Source organism: Marinobacter shunpengi, assembly GCF_045449715.1.
Lineage (GTDB): Bacteria > Pseudomonadota > Gammaproteobacteria > Pseudomonadales > Oleiphilaceae > Marinobacter.
In genome coordinates, this window is sequence record NZ_JBJJLA010000019.1 from 144,338 (window position 1) to 159,673 (window position 15,336).

General features: G+C 62.5%; 13 protein-coding genes. 5 read left to right on the top strand and 8 right to left on the bottom strand.

Features of this window, described 5'->3' with window-relative positions; genetic code table 11:
• Positions 1 to 19: 19 nt before the first annotated feature.
• The gene (locus tag ACJO3T_RS14140; RefSeq protein ID WP_406963313.1) at positions 20 to 1,093 is read right to left on the bottom strand and encodes a 3-deoxy-7-phosphoheptulonate synthase; all 1,074 of its coding nucleotides are present in this window, start codon (positions 1,091 to 1,093) and stop codon (positions 20 to 22) included.
• Positions 1,094 to 1,337: 244 nt separating this feature from the next.
• On the opposite strand from ACJO3T_RS14140, the gene ACJO3T_RS14145 reads away from it, so the two are divergent.
• Positions 1,338 to 3,131 (top strand): DUF1631 family protein, encoded by a 1,794-nt coding sequence (locus ACJO3T_RS14145; RefSeq protein ID WP_406978862.1) that lies wholly within the window; start codon positions 1,338 to 1,340, stop codon positions 3,129 to 3,131.
• A 32-nt stretch (positions 3,132 to 3,163) separates the two neighbouring features.
• The gene (locus ACJO3T_RS14150) at positions 3,164 to 3,568 is read left to right on the top strand and encodes a PilZ domain-containing protein (protein ID WP_406963311.1); all 405 of its coding nucleotides are present in this window, start codon (positions 3,164 to 3,166) and stop codon (positions 3,566 to 3,568) included.
• A 98-nt stretch (positions 3,569 to 3,666) separates the two neighbouring features.
• On the opposite strand, the gene ACJO3T_RS14155 is transcribed toward ACJO3T_RS14150, so the two are convergent.
• The 7 genes from ACJO3T_RS14155 to gloB form a co-directional block, all read right to left on the bottom strand.
• On the bottom strand, positions 3,667 to 4,458 hold the full coding sequence (locus tag ACJO3T_RS14155) for an enoyl-ACP reductase FabI (RefSeq protein WP_406963310.1): 792 nt from the start codon (positions 4,456 to 4,458) through the stop codon (positions 3,667 to 3,669).
• Positions 4,459 to 4,515: 57 nt separating this feature from the next.
• Positions 4,516 to 6,147 (bottom strand): ABC transporter ATP-binding protein, encoded by a 1,632-nt coding sequence (locus ACJO3T_RS14160; RefSeq protein WP_406978863.1) that lies wholly within the window; start codon positions 6,145 to 6,147, stop codon positions 4,516 to 4,518.
• A gap of 1 nt (position 6,148) precedes the next feature.
• Positions 6,149 to 7,168, bottom strand: a complete 1,020-nt coding sequence (locus ACJO3T_RS14165) for an ABC transporter permease (RefSeq protein WP_406963589.1) — start codon at positions 7,166 to 7,168, stop codon at positions 6,149 to 6,151.
• A gap of 6 nt (positions 7,169 to 7,174) precedes the next feature.
• Positions 7,175 to 8,251: a microcin C ABC transporter permease YejB gene (locus ACJO3T_RS14170; protein WP_406978864.1), complete on the bottom strand. Its 1,077-nt coding sequence runs from the start codon at positions 8,249 to 8,251 to the stop codon at positions 7,175 to 7,177.
• Positions 8,252 to 8,302: 51 nt separating this feature from the next.
• Positions 8,303 to 10,141 (bottom strand): extracellular solute-binding protein, encoded by a 1,839-nt coding sequence (locus ACJO3T_RS14175; protein ID WP_406978865.1) that lies wholly within the window; start codon positions 10,139 to 10,141, stop codon positions 8,303 to 8,305.
• An 84-nt stretch (positions 10,142 to 10,225) separates the two neighbouring features.
• Positions 10,226 to 11,938 (bottom strand): lytic transglycosylase, encoded by a 1,713-nt coding sequence (locus ACJO3T_RS14180; RefSeq protein WP_406963306.1) that lies wholly within the window; start codon positions 11,936 to 11,938, stop codon positions 10,226 to 10,228.
• Positions 11,939 to 12,148: 210 nt separating this feature from the next.
• Positions 12,149 to 12,943 carry a hydroxyacylglutathione hydrolase gene (gene gloB / locus ACJO3T_RS14185; protein WP_406963305.1) on the bottom strand — a complete coding sequence of 265 codons (795 nt, stop codon included), beginning with the start codon at positions 12,941 to 12,943 and terminating at the stop codon, positions 12,149 to 12,151.
• A gap of 122 nt (positions 12,944 to 13,065) precedes the next feature.
• Here gloB and ACJO3T_RS14190 point away from each other — a divergent pair, with 122 nt between their 5' ends.
• The 3 genes from ACJO3T_RS14190 to dnaQ are packed head-to-tail and all read left to right on the top strand — an operon-like array spanning position 13,066 to position 15,076.
• The gene (locus tag ACJO3T_RS14190; protein WP_406963304.1) at positions 13,066 to 13,914 is read left to right on the top strand and encodes a methyltransferase domain-containing protein; all 849 of its coding nucleotides are present in this window, start codon (positions 13,066 to 13,068) and stop codon (positions 13,912 to 13,914) included.
• A complete protein-coding gene (rnhA, locus tag ACJO3T_RS14195) occupies positions 13,914 to 14,366 on the top strand; it encodes a ribonuclease HI (RefSeq protein WP_406963303.1) in 453 nt (150 codons plus the stop codon). The genes ACJO3T_RS14190 and rnhA overlap by 1 nt, the downstream gene beginning before the upstream one ends.
• 8 nt (positions 14,367 to 14,374) lie before the next feature.
• The gene (gene dnaQ / locus ACJO3T_RS14200) at positions 14,375 to 15,076 is read left to right on the top strand and encodes a DNA polymerase III subunit epsilon (protein WP_406978866.1); all 702 of its coding nucleotides are present in this window, start codon (positions 14,375 to 14,377) and stop codon (positions 15,074 to 15,076) included.
• Positions 15,077 to 15,336 lie beyond the last annotated feature (260 nt).

Here is a 15,336-nt window from a genome sequence, read left to right on the forward strand (position 1 = left end):
TCCGTCCGTCTCAGGGAGCTCAGCTCAGGCGACCGGGCAGCACATCCTTGAGTTTGTTGCGCATATCCCGCAGGGCCTTCTCGGTGGTTTCCCAGTCGATGCAGGCATCGGTCACCGAGACACCGTACTTCAGGTCGTCCAGGTTGTCCGGAATTGACTGGTTGCCCCAGTTGATGTTGCTCTCCACCATCAGGCTCTGGATCGACCGGTTACCTTCCAGGATCTGGTGGGCCACATCCTGCATGACCAGCGGCTGGATGGCCGGATCCTTGTTGGAGTTGGCGTGGCTGCAATCCACCATGATGGACTTGCGCAGGCCGGCCTTCTCCAGGGCCTGCTCGCACAAGGCCACACTTACCGAATCGTAGTTGGGCTTGCCGCCGCCACCACGCAGTACCGCGTGGCCGTACTGGTTGCCCCGTGTACGGACAATGGCCACCTGGCCCTGCTGATCGATGCCCAGGAAGGAGTGGGGGTGGGACACTGACTTCATGGCGTTGATGGCCACATCCAGGCTGCCGTCGGTACCGTTCTTGAAGCCGATGGCCATGGACAGGCCACTGCTCATTTCACGGTGGGTCTGGGATTCGGTGGTGCGGGCGCCGATGGCGGACCAGGAGATACTGTCCTGCAGGTACTGGGGCGAGATGGGGTCCAGCGCCTCGGTGGCGGTGGGCAGCCCCAGTTCCGCGATATCCAGCAGCAGGCGACGGCCCATGTGCAGACCCTGCTCGATGTCGAAGGAGTCGTTCAGGTGCGGGTCGTTGATCAACCCCTTCCAGCCGACGGTGGTACGGGGTTTTTCGAAATAGACCCGCATCACGATGTAGAGGGTGTCACTCAGTTCATCCGCCAGTGCCTTCAGGCGCCGGGCGTAATCCCGGGCCGCTTCCACATCGTGGACGGAACAGGGCCCGACCACCACGAAGAGCCGATGGTCCTTGCCATCTAGGATGTCATAGATGGTCTGGCGCCCTTCGGTGACGGTGGTCGCGGCCTTCTCCGTCAGGGGCATTTCCCGTTTGAGGGCTTCCGGTGTGATCAGCGGCTCCTGACTGGCCACGTTGAGGTTCTCGAGTTGCTTGCCGGACATACTGTTGTGCTTCCTGATGTTCTCTCGTCAAAACCCTCCGGACGCTGATGCGCGGGGGCTTTGGTGGTTATTTTGATGGACCGATATACTGCGCCATTTGACAGGTCAATGCAACGGAGCAGGGCCGCATTCCGGGCGTTGCGGGCTGGACCTGAGGAGACTGGCGTGCTGCAATGTGGCAGGTGTCCCCAAACGGGATAATCAGGTGCCCGATGGGGCTGATGTCTGAAGCCAAATGGTCAACATGCCCGATTCCTCTCTTACCGATTCCCTGTCCGAACAGATCCTCGGCGTTATCCGCGAGATCCGGGTACCGGACCTGCCGTACCCTGTCGGACAGCCGGAGCGCTTCCAGGACTGGTCCGGGCTCCTGCGGGAGCACTGGACCCTGCAGACCGACCAGCGGGTGTCGGAGGTACTGCAGAACCTGGAAGGCCCCTGGTCTGTGCAGCAGGTCAACGGTGCCTACCTGGCCGACCGTATCATGGACGTGTTCCTGCGTTCGTCCGGATTGCATCCGGTGCTGGTCGCCCGTCTAGCCCGCCTGCGTTACCCCCTGGCCTGGCGGCTGGTGGCGGAAGAGCATCCGGTGTTCACCGGCCTGCTGGTGGAGTGGCTGGACAGCTTCGCGGACTGGCGCGGGTGGAGCGATTCCGGGGGGCGGTCGTCCCGTGCACTGCTGGATCAGCTTGACCGGTTGGTGGCGGTGCTGGACCAGTGCTTCGAGAATAATGACCTGGCGCCATTCGAGGCCTTCTGTGACAAGTGGCAGCGGGATGCTGAGCGTCGGCACCAGCACTCCAGCCGCCTGCACCAGCGACTGATGGAAACGGAAACCGGGGCTGCGCGCCAGCGCCGGGCGGACCAGGTGGCCAGGGCCGTGACCGGACGGGCGCTGGACGGCCGGCAACTGCCGGTGGCAACACAGGACTTCCTGGTCGATCACTGGCTGCCGCTACTGCGACAGGTGGCCTGGCAGGAGGGTGTTGAGGGGGAGAACTGGCGCCACGGCACACGCCTGCTGGAGTGGATGGTATGGGCCGGTGATCCACAGCTCTCCGGCCAGAACATGGACCGCCTGTACCAGGTGGGCGAACAGCTATCCGACCGGATTACCGAGGTCTGGCAGCGGGTCCGACGGGAAACCCCACCCCGTGGGCCCCTGTCTGCGGTGGAAGCGGTGTTGGTGGACCGCCTGCGGGGAGGCGATCCCGAGGCGGAATCCACCCGGGAAAGGCTGGCCCGCCTGGACCATGATCCGACCTGGATTGATCTGCCGGAGGTGTCCGCCGGGACCCTGGAGCAATACTGCGGAAGCTGGTTCGTGGAAGGCAGCGGTGCCCGGGAACAGCGCCGTTTCTTCCTGGCTTACCTGGAAGAGACGGGGGAAGTGCTCTGGAGCAATGGCTATGGTGTACGGCTGGGGCTGACACCCTGGCATGAATTCCGTCAGTCCCTGGATGAGGGTCGTATGCGTCCGCTACCGCCGCTGACCCGGTTTGGCGATGTGCTGGGCGATACCGTATCGGCCCTGGACCGGGTGCTCTCATCCCAGCGTGGCCAGCGCCAGGAAGCGGCCCGCAAGGCCCGGGAGCGGGCGGAGCAGATCAGGCAGAAGAAAGAGACTGAAGCCAGGCAAAAGGCGCAGGCCGAGGCGGCCCGCCAGGCGGAGGCTGAGAAACAGGAACGACTGGCCCGGGAACAGGCGGAGGAGGAAGAGGTCGCCAGGCTCGAAGCCGCCCGTGCGGCGGCCCTGGAGCAGGCGGTGGCGGAAGTGGATCGTCTCAACCTGGGAGGCTGGATCGCCCTCCGGAAGCAACCCGATGCCGAAGACGAACAACGCCTGAAACTGGCGGTGCGGATCAACGCCAGTCGCAAACTGGTCTTTGTTGACCGTCTTGGGCTCAATCGCACGGAGCTGACCACCGATACCCTGGTGGAGCGGTTGCTGGCCGGTACCGCCCGCATACTGGGGGCGACCGCCGAGTTCGACGAAACCCTCAGCCGGGTGGTGGGCCGTATTCGTGTCGGCCGCTAGCCCCGTGGTCCCCTGATGAAAGTGGCAGAACAATGAACAATAACGACCCCTACGCATTTGGCAGTGATGAGCTGGACCCGGACCGGGAACAGCGGGATGAGTTCCGGCTGGTGGGACGCGCCAGCGTCGCCCTGGAGCTGGAATCGCCGGAGCCCGGCGAAGCTGGGCAGGCGCGGGTCGCCCCGGCGGAAAGTTCGGACGTGTCTCCGGGCGGACTGAAGGTAATCACCCGAGAACCGCTGACCCCGGGGGCGTTGTTGCCCGCAGGCATCCGCCTGCACGGTACCGATGAGGCCTGTTCACTGACGGTGGAGGTGGTCTGGTGCCGCCCGGTGGACGATGGTCGCTGGCAGTCCGGGCTGAAGATCCTGGAAACCGGAAACAGTGATTACCTGGCCTGGATGGATGCCGTGGCCCGGGCCATGGAAGGAGAATAGGTGGTGTGCCGTTTGGCCAACTCGCAGTAGATCAGCGAGTTGACCCAACGGCACACCAGGGGGCCAGGGGGGTGAGGGTCACCCCCGGCCGGAACAGATCACTCTTCCAGGGTGCCCATACCGGTAATATTGAAGCCACAATCCACGTACATGACTTCGCCGGTAACGCCGCTGGCCAGATCGGACCCCAGGAAGGCCGCAGCGTTGCCCACTTCCTTCTGGGTGACGTTACGCTTGAGGGGCGCGCGACCGGCGTTCTCGTTGAGCATGCGTCGGAACGCCTTGATGCCGGACGCGGCCAGGGTCTTGATGGGGCCGGCGGAGATGGCGTTGACCCGAACCCCGTCACCACCCAGCGATACCGCCATGTAGCGCACGCTGGCTTCCAGGGAGGCCTTGGCCAGACCCATGACGTTGTAGTTCGGCAGGACCTTCTCGGACCCCAGGTAGGACAGGGTCATCAGGGAACTGTGCTCGTTCAGCAGGCCCTGCTGACGGGCACCCTTGGCCAGGGCCACGAAGCTGTAGGAACTGATGTCGTGGGCAATCCGGAAACCTTCCCGGGTGGTAACGTCCACATAGTTGCCGTCCAGTTCATGGCCCGGGGCGAAACCTACCGCATGGACGATGATGTCGATGCTGTCCCAGTGTTTTTTCAGTTCCGTGAAGACATTGTCGATCTCCTCGTCGCTGGCGACATCGCAGGGGAACGTGAGCTGGCTGCCCCAGTTTTCTGCGAAACCCACCACGCGGGATTTCAGCTTGTCGTTCTGATAGGTAAAGGCCAGTTCGGCGCCTTGCTCATGAAAGGCCTCGGCAATGCCGTAGGCAATGGAATGTTTGCTGGCAACGCCAACAATCAGTGCGCGTTTACCGCTGAGGATTCCCATGTGTGTTCTCCCTATGATGAATTTTGGGGGCATTATCCCTGAAGGAGGTGGCCCTGCCTAACGGTCCATTGGTCGTAGGTCTGCCTCCGACCCATTGGACGGCGGTCGGTAAAACAGTGCGGCCGCCAGAAGTTCCCGGGTGTACTCGGATTCCGGGTTCCGGAATATGGTCTCTGCTGGTCCGCTTTCGACTACCTGGCCGGAGCGCAAGACCAGCAACTGGTGACTCAGCGCCCGGACCACGGCCAGGTCGTGACTGATGAAAAGATAGCTTAGCCCGTAACGGGACTGCAATTCCTGCAGTAATTCAATGACCTGTTTCTGGACCGTACGGTCCAGAGCCGATGTGGGCTCGTCCAGCACGATCACGTCCGGTTGCAGCACCAGGGCCCGGGCAATGGCGATGCGTTGTCGCTGCCCCCCGGAGAATTCGTGAGGGTACCGGTGGCGGGCATCCGGATCCAGTCCCACGTCCAGCAACGCCCGGATTACCTGCTGCTCCTGCTCCTCCGGGCTGGCGTCGCTGTGGATGCCGAGGCCTTCCCCGACGATGTCGCCCACCGACATTCGTGGGCTCAGGCTGCCAAAGGGGTCCTGGAAGACCAGCTGCATTCGCCGTCGCCAGGGCCGGAAACCCTTCTGGTTGAGGTGGTCGATACGGTCGCCAAGGAAGAACACCCGCCCCTGGCCGCTGGTCAGCTTCAGCAGGGTATGGCCGATGGTGGTCTTGCCGCTGCCGCTCTCACCGACAATGCCCAGGGTTTCCCCCCGGCGCAGGGTGAAACTGACGTCCTGGACCGCGTGGAGCCATCGGCGGGGCTTGCCGAACAGGGACCTGCCCACCGGGAAGCGGACGTTCAGGCCTTCCACCCGGAGCAATTCATCCTGGCTGTCATCCATGGGCCGGGGTTGCTCCGGGGGCTCCGAGTCCAGCAGTTTGCGGGTGTACGGATGTGACGGGCTTTTGAAGACCTGATCGGTGTCGCCTTCCTCCACCTTGAGCCCGTTCTCCATCACCACCACCCGCTGGGCGTAGTGGCGTACGATGGTCAGGTCATGGGTGATCAGCAGGACTGCCATGCCCAGCTTTGCCTGCAGTGACTGAAGCAGTTCCAGCACCTGTTTCTGTACCGTGACATCCAGTGCGGTGGTGGGCTCATCGGCGATCAGCAGGTCGGGATCGTTGGCCAGGGCCATGGCGATCATCACCCGTTGTTTCTGGCCGCCGGAGAGCTGGTGCGGGTAGCTGTCCAGCCGGTCCTCCGGTTGCGGGATGCCCACCAGTTCCAGCAGTTCCAGCACCCGCTTACGTGCCTGTGGACCCCGGAGCCCGCGGTGTATGGCAAGTACCTCGGCCACCTGCTTTTCCACGGTATGCAGCGGGTTCAGGGAGGTCATGGGTTCCTGGAAGATCATGCTGATGGAGCGACCACGGACCTGCCGCAGTCGCCGTTCACCGGCGCTGAGCAGATCTTCTCCCCGATAGCGGATGGCGCCCTCAGGGTAGTTCACCAGGCGTTCGTCCAACAGCCCCAGCGCCGACAACGCCGACACGGACTTGCCGGAGCCGCTTTCCCCCACCAGGGCCAGGATCTCGCCCTCCCGCACCTGGAAGGTCAGGCCCCGGACGGCGGGTTCGTTGTCACCGAACCTGAGGGTGAGGTTGTCGAATTCCAGCACGCTGGCCATATCAGTTCTTCCTCGGATCAAAGGCATCGCGCACCGCTTCGCCCACGAATACCAGCAGGGTCAGCATCAGGGCCAGGCTGACGAAGGCGGAGATACCCAGCCAGGGGGCATGCAGGTTCTCCTTGCCCTGGGAAATCAGCTCGCCCAGGGACGGGGAGCCTGGAGGCAGGCCAAAGCCCAGGAAGTCCAGGGAGGTCAGCATGGTAATGGCGCTGGTCAGGATGAACGGCAGGAAGGTGAGAGTGGCCACCATGGCATTGGGCAGGATGTGCCGGAACATGATCTTACGATTCCCGAGCCCCAGGGCCCGGGCGGCCTTGACGTACTCCAGGTTACGGGCCCGCAGGAACTCCGCGCGCACCACGTCCACCAGGGCAATCCAGCTGAACAGCAGCATGATGCCCAACAGCCACCAGAAATTGGGTTTGATAAAGGCCGACAGGATGATCAGCACAAACAGGACCGGTAACCCCGACCAGATCTCCACGAAGCGCTGGCCCAACAGGTCCACCTTGCCGCCGTAATAACCCTGCAGGGCGCCCACGGCAACACCAACGATACAACTCAGGATGGTGAGGATCAGACCGAACAGGACAGAAATACGGAACCCGTAGATCACCCGGGCGGCGACATCCCGGGCCTGGTCATCGGTGCCCAGCCAGTTGTCGGCGGACGGTGGTGCCGGCGAGGGCTGATCCAGGTTGTAGTTCACGGTGTCGTAGCTGAACCGGATGGGGGGCCACAGTATCCAGCCCTTGCTGTTGATTTCCTCAAGGATAAAGTCGTCCCGGTAATCGGTTTCCGTGGGCAGGAAGCCGCCGAAGGTTTCCTCGGGGATCTTCTCGATCATTGGCAGGTACAGCTCACCCTCATAGGACACCAGCAGCGGTTTGTCATTGGCGATGAGCTCGGCGCACAGGGACACGGCGAACAGGATGAGGAACAGCCACAACGACCAGTAGCCCCGTCGATTGCGGCGGAAGTTCTCGAAACGGCGGCGCTGTATGGGTGACAACGTCATCATTACCTAGCCCTCCCTGCTTTCGAAATCGATGCGGGGATCCACCGCCACGTAGGTGAGGTCGCTGATCAGTTTCAGAATCAGCCCCATCAACGTGAAGATGTACAGGGTGCCGAATATCACCGGGTAGTCACGGTTCAGGGCCGCCTCAAAGCCCAGCAGGCCCAGACCATCCAGGGAGAAGATTACCTCGATCAGCAGTGAGCCGGTAAAGAACAGCGACACCAGCACACCGGGCATGCTGGCGATGACAATCAGCATGGCGTTGCGGAAGACGTGGCCATAGAGCACCTGACGCTGGTTCAGACCCTTGGCCCTGGCGGTCACCACATAATGCTTGCCGATCTCATCCAGGAAGGAATTCTTGGTGAGCATGGTCAGGGTGGCAAAGCCGCCGATGACGTTGGCCGTAACCGGGAGCACCAGGTGCCAGAAGTAGTCCTGGATTTTCTCCGACCAGGACAGTTCGTTGAAGTTGGGAGAGGTCAGCCCGCTGAGGGGAAAGATGTCGAAATAGCTGCCGCCGGCAAACAGGACGATCAGCAGGATGGCGAACAGGAAGCCCGGGATGGCGTAGCCCACCACGATCACGGAGCTGGTCCACACATCGAAGCGGGTGCCGTCGTGGACGGCCTTGCGGATGCCCAGTGGGATCGAGACCAGGTAGATCACCAGTGTCGACCACAGGCCCAGGGAAATGGACACGGGCAGCTTGTCGACAATAAGCTCGACCACGGTTCGGTCCCGGTAGAAGGAATCCCCGAAATCGAAGCGGGCGTAGTCAGCCACCATCTGGAAAAAACGCTCGTGGGCGGGCTTGTCGAAACCGTACATGGCCTCGATCTCTTCCAGCAGTTCCGGATGGATGCCCCGGGAGCTGCGACTGTCACCACCCGCGGATATCTCGCCGCCGCCACCGCCGCTGGCGCGGGTCAGCGCACTGCCGCCGTGGCCCTGCATCTCGGCGATAAGCTGCTCAACCGGGCCGCCGGGTGCGGCCTGGACGATGATGAAATTGAGCAGCAGGATCCCGAACAGGGTCGGGATAATCAGTGCAAGACGCCGGAGAATATAGCTGCCCATGGTAACTGTCAGCTCCGGTGGTCAGGCATGTAGGTGGAATCAGGCATGGAATCAGTTGCCATACCACCAGTTGTCGACGTCCACCCCGTTCTTGGGAGTGGTGGAGGGGCGCTCCAGGAACGACCAATAGGCTATCCGGTCTACGGCAAGGTACCACTGGGGCACCACGTAGTGCCCATGGAGGAGTACCCGGTCCAGAGCATGGGTGCGGGTGACCAGGGATTCCCGGTCCGGCGCCTGGATCACCAGCTTCACCAGTTCATCCACCACCGGGTCCTGGATGCCCGCGTAGTTGCCGGAACCCTTCACATCCGCCACCGAGGAATGCCAGTAGTTCCACTGCTCATTGCCGGGAGAGTCGGATTGCGGAATCCTCATGGTGACGATGTCGAAATCGAAACTCTGGACCCGTTCCACGTATTGATTGGTATCCACCAGCCTCACATCCACCTCCATGCCCAGGCGCTCCAGGTTGTTCTTGAACGGCAGCACGATCCGCTCAAAGGCCTTCTGGTGCAATAGGAACTCGAACGAGAGGGGCTCCCCGGTTTCCCGGTGGACCATGGTGCCGCCGCGAATCTGGTAGCCTGCCTCTTGGAGCAGGGCCATGGCCTTCCTAAGGTTGTCCCTCAGGGTGCGGTCGCCCTCTGTGGAGGGGGGCGCGTAGCGTTCCGTGAATACGTCGTCCGGCAATTGATCCCGGTAGCGTTCGAGGATCTCCAGCTCGCGCCCCTCGGGCAGCCCGGATGATGCCAGTTCGCTGTTCTCGAAGAAACTGGTGCTGCGCTCGTACTGGTCATGGAACAGGTTGCGGTTGGCCCAGTCGAAGTCAAAGGCATAGCCGATGGCCTCCCGCACCCGGGGGTCCGAGAACTTGTCGCGGCGGGTGTTGAAGACAAAAGCCTGCATGCCGGCGGGACGCTGGTGCTCAATGGCCTCGGTGATGATCTGGCCGCTGGCGAAGCGGTCGCCACTGTAGGCGGTGGCCCAGTTCTTGGCAGACGTCTCCATGCGGTAGTCGTATTCACCGGCCTTGAAGGCCTCCAGGATGACCGTCTCGTCGGTATAGTAATCAATGCGGATCAGATCGAAGTTGAAGCGCCCCTGGCGCACCGGCAGGTCGGCGGCCCAGTAGTCCTTGGCCCGCTCGTAGGTGACAAAGCGGCCGGCCTCAAACTCCCCGATACGGTATGGGCCGCTGCCCAGGGGTGGGGTCAGGCCCTGTTTACCAAATTCCCGGTCCTGCCAGTAGTGCTGGGGCAGGATTTCCATCTGCCCAAGGATCAGGGGAAGTTCCCGGTTGCTGGTTTCCCCGAAGTCGAATCGTACCCGGTGTTCCGAGAGGACGGTTACTTCCTCCACCTCGGCGTAGTAGTTCTTGATACCCGGGTGACCCTCTTCCATCAGCAGATTGAAGGTGAAGGCCACATCGTCTGCCGTGATCGGGTGGCCATCGTGGAACCGGGCCTCTGGGCGCAGGTTGTAGATGACATAGCTGCGGTCTTCCGGTGTCTCGATGGATTCCGCGATCAGGCCGTAGGCTGAGAAGGGTTCATCGGCAGAGGATGCCAGCAGGGTGTCATAGAGGTAGGTGCGGATGCCTGCGGCGTAGATGCCGCGCACGATAAAGGGGTTGAAGGTGTCATAGCCGTTGGAGCGCACCGCCAGTCGAAGGCGCCCGCCCTTCGGGGCTTCGGGGTTGACGTAGTCAAAGTGAGGGAAATCCGGTCCGTAGGCCGGCTCGCCATGCATTGCCAGGGCATGTACGGGTTCAACCGTTGCTTCGATGTTCTGAGTGGTGTTGTCGTCGGCTGAGAGGGTGGTGGACAGGAAGAGGGCGCCTGTCAGTGCAAATAGGGAAGAGAACCGAGATATCCTTGGTCTGGCCATAGACATTCTTATACCCGTTATTGTTGCCTGGGCGACCGAAGCCGCCCACTGGAATTGTTCAGAGGCTCCCTTTGACCGGAAAAATCAAGGGCTGTTCCGCACGTCCACGTAGAGTACCAGACTCTGACCGGGTTGCAGATAACGGGAGGTGTTCAGATCGTTCCAGGCGGCGATGTCGCTGACATTAACCGCGAATCGGTTGGCAATGGTCGACAGGGAGTCGCCCCGGCGAACCCGGTACCCCACTTTGCGTACCATGCCGGAACGGTTGTTACTGGCCACCTGGGTGGCGGATGCCGCATCGGCATTCTTGGACCAGATCACCAGCTTGCGGCCAGGCACCAGCGGGTCTCCCGGTGCCATGCCATTCCAGGCGGCCACCTGCCGCACGCTGACGCCGTGCTCCCGGGCGATATCCCAGAAGGTGTCCCCCCGGGTTACCTTGTACTCCACCCGCTGGCCGTCGTTGTTGCGGCCACCCTGTGCCTGTTTACGGGCGATGCGCTGGCTTTCGCTGTGGCTGTAGGTGTCTTTGCCGGCCCGGGCGGAAGGGATCAGTAGTTGCTGGCCAACGCGGATGATGTCGCTGTTGAGGTTGTTCACCTCACGCAACACCGCCACCGTTGTGCCATGGCGGCGGGAGATGGCGCCAAGGTTGTCGCCGGAGCGGACCTGGTAGTGGTCCCAGGATACCCGTGAGTCCGGATCGAGCGCGGCAATGCCCTGGCGGAAACGGTCGGCACTGGCTACCGGCACCAGAAGGCGGTGGGGGCCATCCGGGCGAGTGGCCCAGCGGTTGAACGATGGGTTCAGCAGGTAGATCTCGTCCACGTCCACACCGGCCAGTTCCGCCGCGTGGGCCAGGTCGATCTGACCGCCGGTCTCCACCACCTCGAAGTAGGGCTCATCCTCAAGGGGGGGCAGTTCAATGCCGTAGGCCTCGGGGTCGTCGAAGATCTTGGCCAGGGCGATCAGCTTGGGGACGTAATGTCGGGTTTCCCGGGGCAGATCCAGGGACCAGTAGTCCGTGGGCTCACCCTTGCGGTTGTTGCGGCGGATGGCGCTGGATACCGTGCCGCCTCCACTGTTATAGGCTGCCAGTGCCAGGGTCGGGTCGCCGTCGAAACGCTGGGCCAGTTGATCCAGGTAGGTCAGGGCGGCATTGGTGGATGCGAGGACATCACGACGGTCATCGTGCCACCAGCTCTGGTCCAGCCCGAAGTGGCGACCCGTGCCCGGAATGAACTGCCACAGGCCGGACGCCCGACCGTGGGAATAGGCAAACGGATCGAACGCGCTTTCCACCACCGGCAGCAGGGCGTACTCCATGGGCAGCCCGCGGTGTTCGATTTCCTCGACAATGTAGTAGAGGTAGCGACGCCCCCGTTCCACCACACGCTTCACGTAGGCCGGGTGCTTCTGGTACCAGTCCAGTTGTTGTTGCATGCGCTCGTCGCCCTGGTCGTGGTCCATGGCGAAACCGGCGCGAATCCGCATCCAGAGGTCCCGGTCCTCCTCGGCCACCTCGCCGTCCGCCACTTCACCGGAATCAAGCCGGTCCCGGGCCTTTTCGGCGGTTTCCTTGAGGGAGGGCTCTATGGACTCGTCCAGTTCGGTGGTGCCGTCTTTTGTCTGGTCCTCGACAGAGCGCTTCAGGGCATCGTCGCCGGCGGCAACGGTCTGCTGGTGGGAGTCGAGGACGGTATCATCCTCCTTGCCGTACCAGGCCGAATTGGAGGTGCAACCGGCCAGGAAAAAGGTGAGGAGGGTCAGTGTGGTGGTACGTTTTGCCATCATATCGGACATTCCAGAGCTCGGACGGATTCCAGCCTTTTCCCTGGCTGCCGAGCGGGTCAACGGGTTCGTAAAACGTTCGCGATTTTATGTAACCCCCGTATGCGGGTCAATCACGGTCGCGTTACGGGTTCGCAACGCCGGCCCCCATGATGGGCCCGGCATCAGTGGCTGAATCGGTAAAAGACAGCTGGATGGGAGCAGTGTAGCGAATCAGAAATGATCCTTGCCGTGACGCACTGCCGCAAACACGCCGCTGTCACTATCTGTTACAAGATTGTGCTCGCGGCCATAACGTTCGGCGACGCGGATGACCGCCGGGTCGTCCCAGCGCAGGAACGGGTTGCGCTGCTTCTCGTCACCAAGCACCACCGGCACGGTGGGGCGGTCTTCATCGCGCAGTGCCCGGCAGTGATCCTCGAAGGCGGACAGGGCAGGATCATCCGGCAGCCAGCTGCGGGCGAAGCGCAGATTGGCAAGGGTGTACTCATGGGCGCAGAAAACGTGGGTGTCATCCGGCAGGCCGCGCAGGCCGGCCAGGGATTCCACCATCTGTCCCGGCGTGCCCTCGAACAGGCGGCCGCAGCCGCAGGCAAACAGGGTGTCGCCGCAGAACAGGACCGGATGGCCGGCCACCGGCGTATCGCAGAAATAGGCGATATGGTCGAGGGTGTGGCCAGGCGTGGCCATTACCTGGAAGGTAAGGCTCTGCCAGACCACCTCGTCGCCGGGGTGGACCGTATCCGTTCCGCCGGTGTACGGGGAGCCGGCCGGCGCAACGATCCGTTGCGGGTCCAGTTGCTCACGCAGTTGTGCGATACCCCCGGTGTGGTCAGGGTGGTGATGGGTCACCAGGATGGTGTCCAGGGTGAGCCGGTGACGCTCCAGGTGGTCCACCACCGGCGATGCCTGTCCCGGATCGACGACCAGCGCCTTGCCGGAATCCGTGTCTGCCAGGCACCAGATATAATTGTCTGAGAATGCCGGAATCGGTGTAATGGTCAGCATGGGCGCCTCATTTCAGGTGGTGGCCTCATTTCGGGCGGTGGAGTGTCACTGCTATGATAAAGCATCGGGTTGCGCGTGCCCAAGAGCAACCCTCATCACCGACGGGGTAACGGATGGCAAACATGCGTGGCTTGGAGTGGCAGCGGTTAATCCGTCGCCGGCGCCGTCAACAGCCCGATTACCGGGCCTCTCACCGCAGCCTGGAGGCCTGGTTCCAGTCTTCCCTGGGCCAGGCCCTGCTGGCGGACCAGCATGCCTGCGTGAACACCCACGTGGCGGAACTGGGCGGCGCGCGCCAGCTTCATGTTGCCCTCAGCCATCGCCTGCCCCTGGCAACGGATACTGATTACACCCAGCACATTATCGCCACCCCCTACTGGCGCAAGGACCTGCCCGACGGGGTGGTGGTCTGCGATCCCGACGAGCTGCCGTTTCCTTCGGGGTCGGTGGACCTGGTGATCCTGCACCACACGGCGGACTTCTCGGCATGGCCCCACCAGGTCCTGCGCGAGTCGACCCGGGTGCTGCGAGGTGGCGGGCAGTTGCTGCTGCTGGGTTTCAATCCGATCAGTTCCTGGGGCGTCCGGCGTCTGCTCAGCCAGCGTCGCCGGGGGCCCTGGGGTGGGCGCTTCCTGCTGCGGTCGAGGATGGAGGACTGGCTGAATCTGCTGGAATGCACGGTGGAGCGATCCGGCAGCTATTTCTTTCGTCTGCCTGTGCAGAGCGATTCGCTGATAGAGCGGCCCAGTCTGCTGGAGTACGTGGGTAATCAGGGAATGTTGCCGTTGGGCGCCTACTACTGCGTGCTGGCTACCAAGCACGTCTGTGCTCCCATTGCCCGGCGTCGGGCATGGCGGCCCGGTAAGGTGATTCCGCTGCCCAGTCCCGGTACACTCGGCGTTTCACGACAGGGTCGCGCCCAGGGCAGGGCGCGGCATGATGCCGAGGGACACGCAATCCGGAATCTTTGATGAGCGAACGAGTAACGCTGTATACCGATGGCGCCTGTAAGGGCAACCCCGGCCGCGGGGGATGGGGCGCACTGTTGAGCTATGGTGGCCACACCCGGGAACTGTCGGGGGGTGAGCGGGAAACCACTAATAACCGCATGGAGTTGATGGCCGCCATCGAGGGGCTCCGGGCCCTGAAGCGATCCTGCAAGGTGGATCTGTATACCGATTCCCAGTACGTGCGCAAGGGCATCACCGAGTGGATGACCGGCTGGAAGAAGAATGGCTGGAAAACGGCTGCCCGCAAGCCGGTGAAAAATGAGGACCTGTGGCGCGCCCTGGATGAGGAAGTGGCCCGCCACGACATCCGGTGGCACTGGGTTCGGGGGCATTCCGGTGTGCCGGGGAACGAGCGGGCCGACGCCCTGGCCAACCTGGGCATTGAACAGCTTGATCGCGCCAAAGTGGAGTAGTAACGAGCATGAGACAGATCGTCCTGGATACGGAAACCACCGGCATCGATCCGGCGGAAGGTCACCGCATCATCGAGATCGGCTGTGTGGAGGTGATGGAGCGGCAACTGACCGGTCGCCATTACCATGTCTATATCAACCCGGACCGGGAGGTGGAAGAGGAAGCTATCTCGGTGCACGGGATCACCAACGAGTTCCTGGCGGACAAGCCCCGGTTTGCCGAGGTTGCCGAGGAATTCTTTGAGTTCATCAAGGGCGCGGAGCTGGTCATCCACAACGCGGCCTTCGACGTGGGCTTCATGGACGCCGAATTCGCGCGGCTCAAGCCGGTGCGCAAGGTGGCGGACCACTGCGGCGTGCTGGACACCCTGGCCATCGCCCGCCGTAAGCACCCGGGTCAGAAGAACAACCTGGATGCGCTATGTAAGCGCTATGGCGTTGACAACAGTAACCGGGAACTTCACGGCGCCCTGCTGGATGCCGAGATCCTGGCGGATGTCTTCCTGCTGCTTACCGGCGGCCAGACGGCGCTGTCGCTGGATGCCGGTAGCGACGGCGATGAAGGTGTCCAGTCGATCCGGAGACTGCCGGCAGACCGACCGCCCCTGGCCGTAGTGCGGGCCAGCGATGACGAACTGGCCGCCCACGAAGCTTTCCTTGATACGGTGGAAAAGGCGGCCGGAGAAGTTCTCTGGCGGTCGTCAACATGAATGGCAGGGTGATGAAAAGGGTTTCGTAGGGATATGCGACAGAACTGAGAACTGTTTAGGAGTTCTTGAAAGTGATAGCCGCACTCGCTTGAGCGGGCTAACTTTTGTGTTATAAGTAATGGACAGTCCTTGTATTACGGCGATTTGCCCGGGTAACCCGCGAAACTCCTGCGCTGTACCAGAAAGGTCGTGTGGTGCCCGGCCAGGCAGTACCGGTTGAATCCGGGGCGGGCCTGACCCGCGACCGTCGGGAGACCCCT

Excerpts from the sequence above, each read along its gene's own strand:
- ACJO3T_RS14140 (WP_406963313.1), bottom strand. The coding sequence starts at position 1,093 with ATGTCCGGCAAGCAACTCGAGAACCTCAACGTGGCCAGTCAGGAGCCG.
- ACJO3T_RS14145 (WP_406978862.1), top strand. The coding sequence starts at position 1,338 with ATGCCCGATTCCTCTCTTACCGATTCCCTGTCCGAACAGATCCTCGGC.
- ACJO3T_RS14150 (WP_406963311.1), top strand. The coding sequence starts at position 3,164 with ATGAACAATAACGACCCCTACGCATTTGGCAGTGATGAGCTGGACCCG.
- ACJO3T_RS14155 (WP_406963310.1), bottom strand. The coding sequence starts at position 4,458 with ATGGGAATCCTCAGCGGTAAACGCGCACTGATTGTTGGCGTTGCCAGC.
- ACJO3T_RS14160 (WP_406978863.1), bottom strand. The coding sequence starts at position 6,147 with ATGGCCAGCGTGCTGGAATTCGACAACCTCACCCTCAGGTTCGGTGAC.
- ACJO3T_RS14165 (WP_406963589.1), bottom strand. The coding sequence starts at position 7,168 with ATGACGTTGTCACCCATACAGCGCCGCCGTTTCGAGAACTTCCGCCGC.
- ACJO3T_RS14170 (WP_406978864.1), bottom strand. The coding sequence starts at position 8,251 with ATGGGCAGCTATATTCTCCGGCGTCTTGCACTGATTATCCCGACCCTG.
- ACJO3T_RS14175 (WP_406978865.1), bottom strand. The coding sequence starts at position 10,141 with ATGGCCAGACCAAGGATATCTCGGTTCTCTTCCCTATTTGCACTGACA.
- ACJO3T_RS14180 (WP_406963306.1), bottom strand. The coding sequence starts at position 11,938 with ATGATGGCAAAACGTACCACCACACTGACCCTCCTCACCTTTTTCCTG.
- gloB (WP_406963305.1), bottom strand. The coding sequence starts at position 12,943 with ATGCTGACCATTACACCGATTCCGGCATTCTCAGACAATTATATCTGG.
- ACJO3T_RS14190 (WP_406963304.1), top strand. The coding sequence starts at position 13,066 with ATGCGTGGCTTGGAGTGGCAGCGGTTAATCCGTCGCCGGCGCCGTCAA.
- rnhA (WP_406963303.1), top strand. The coding sequence starts at position 13,914 with ATGAGCGAACGAGTAACGCTGTATACCGATGGCGCCTGTAAGGGCAAC.
- dnaQ (WP_406978866.1), top strand. The coding sequence starts at position 14,375 with ATGAGACAGATCGTCCTGGATACGGAAACCACCGGCATCGATCCGGCG.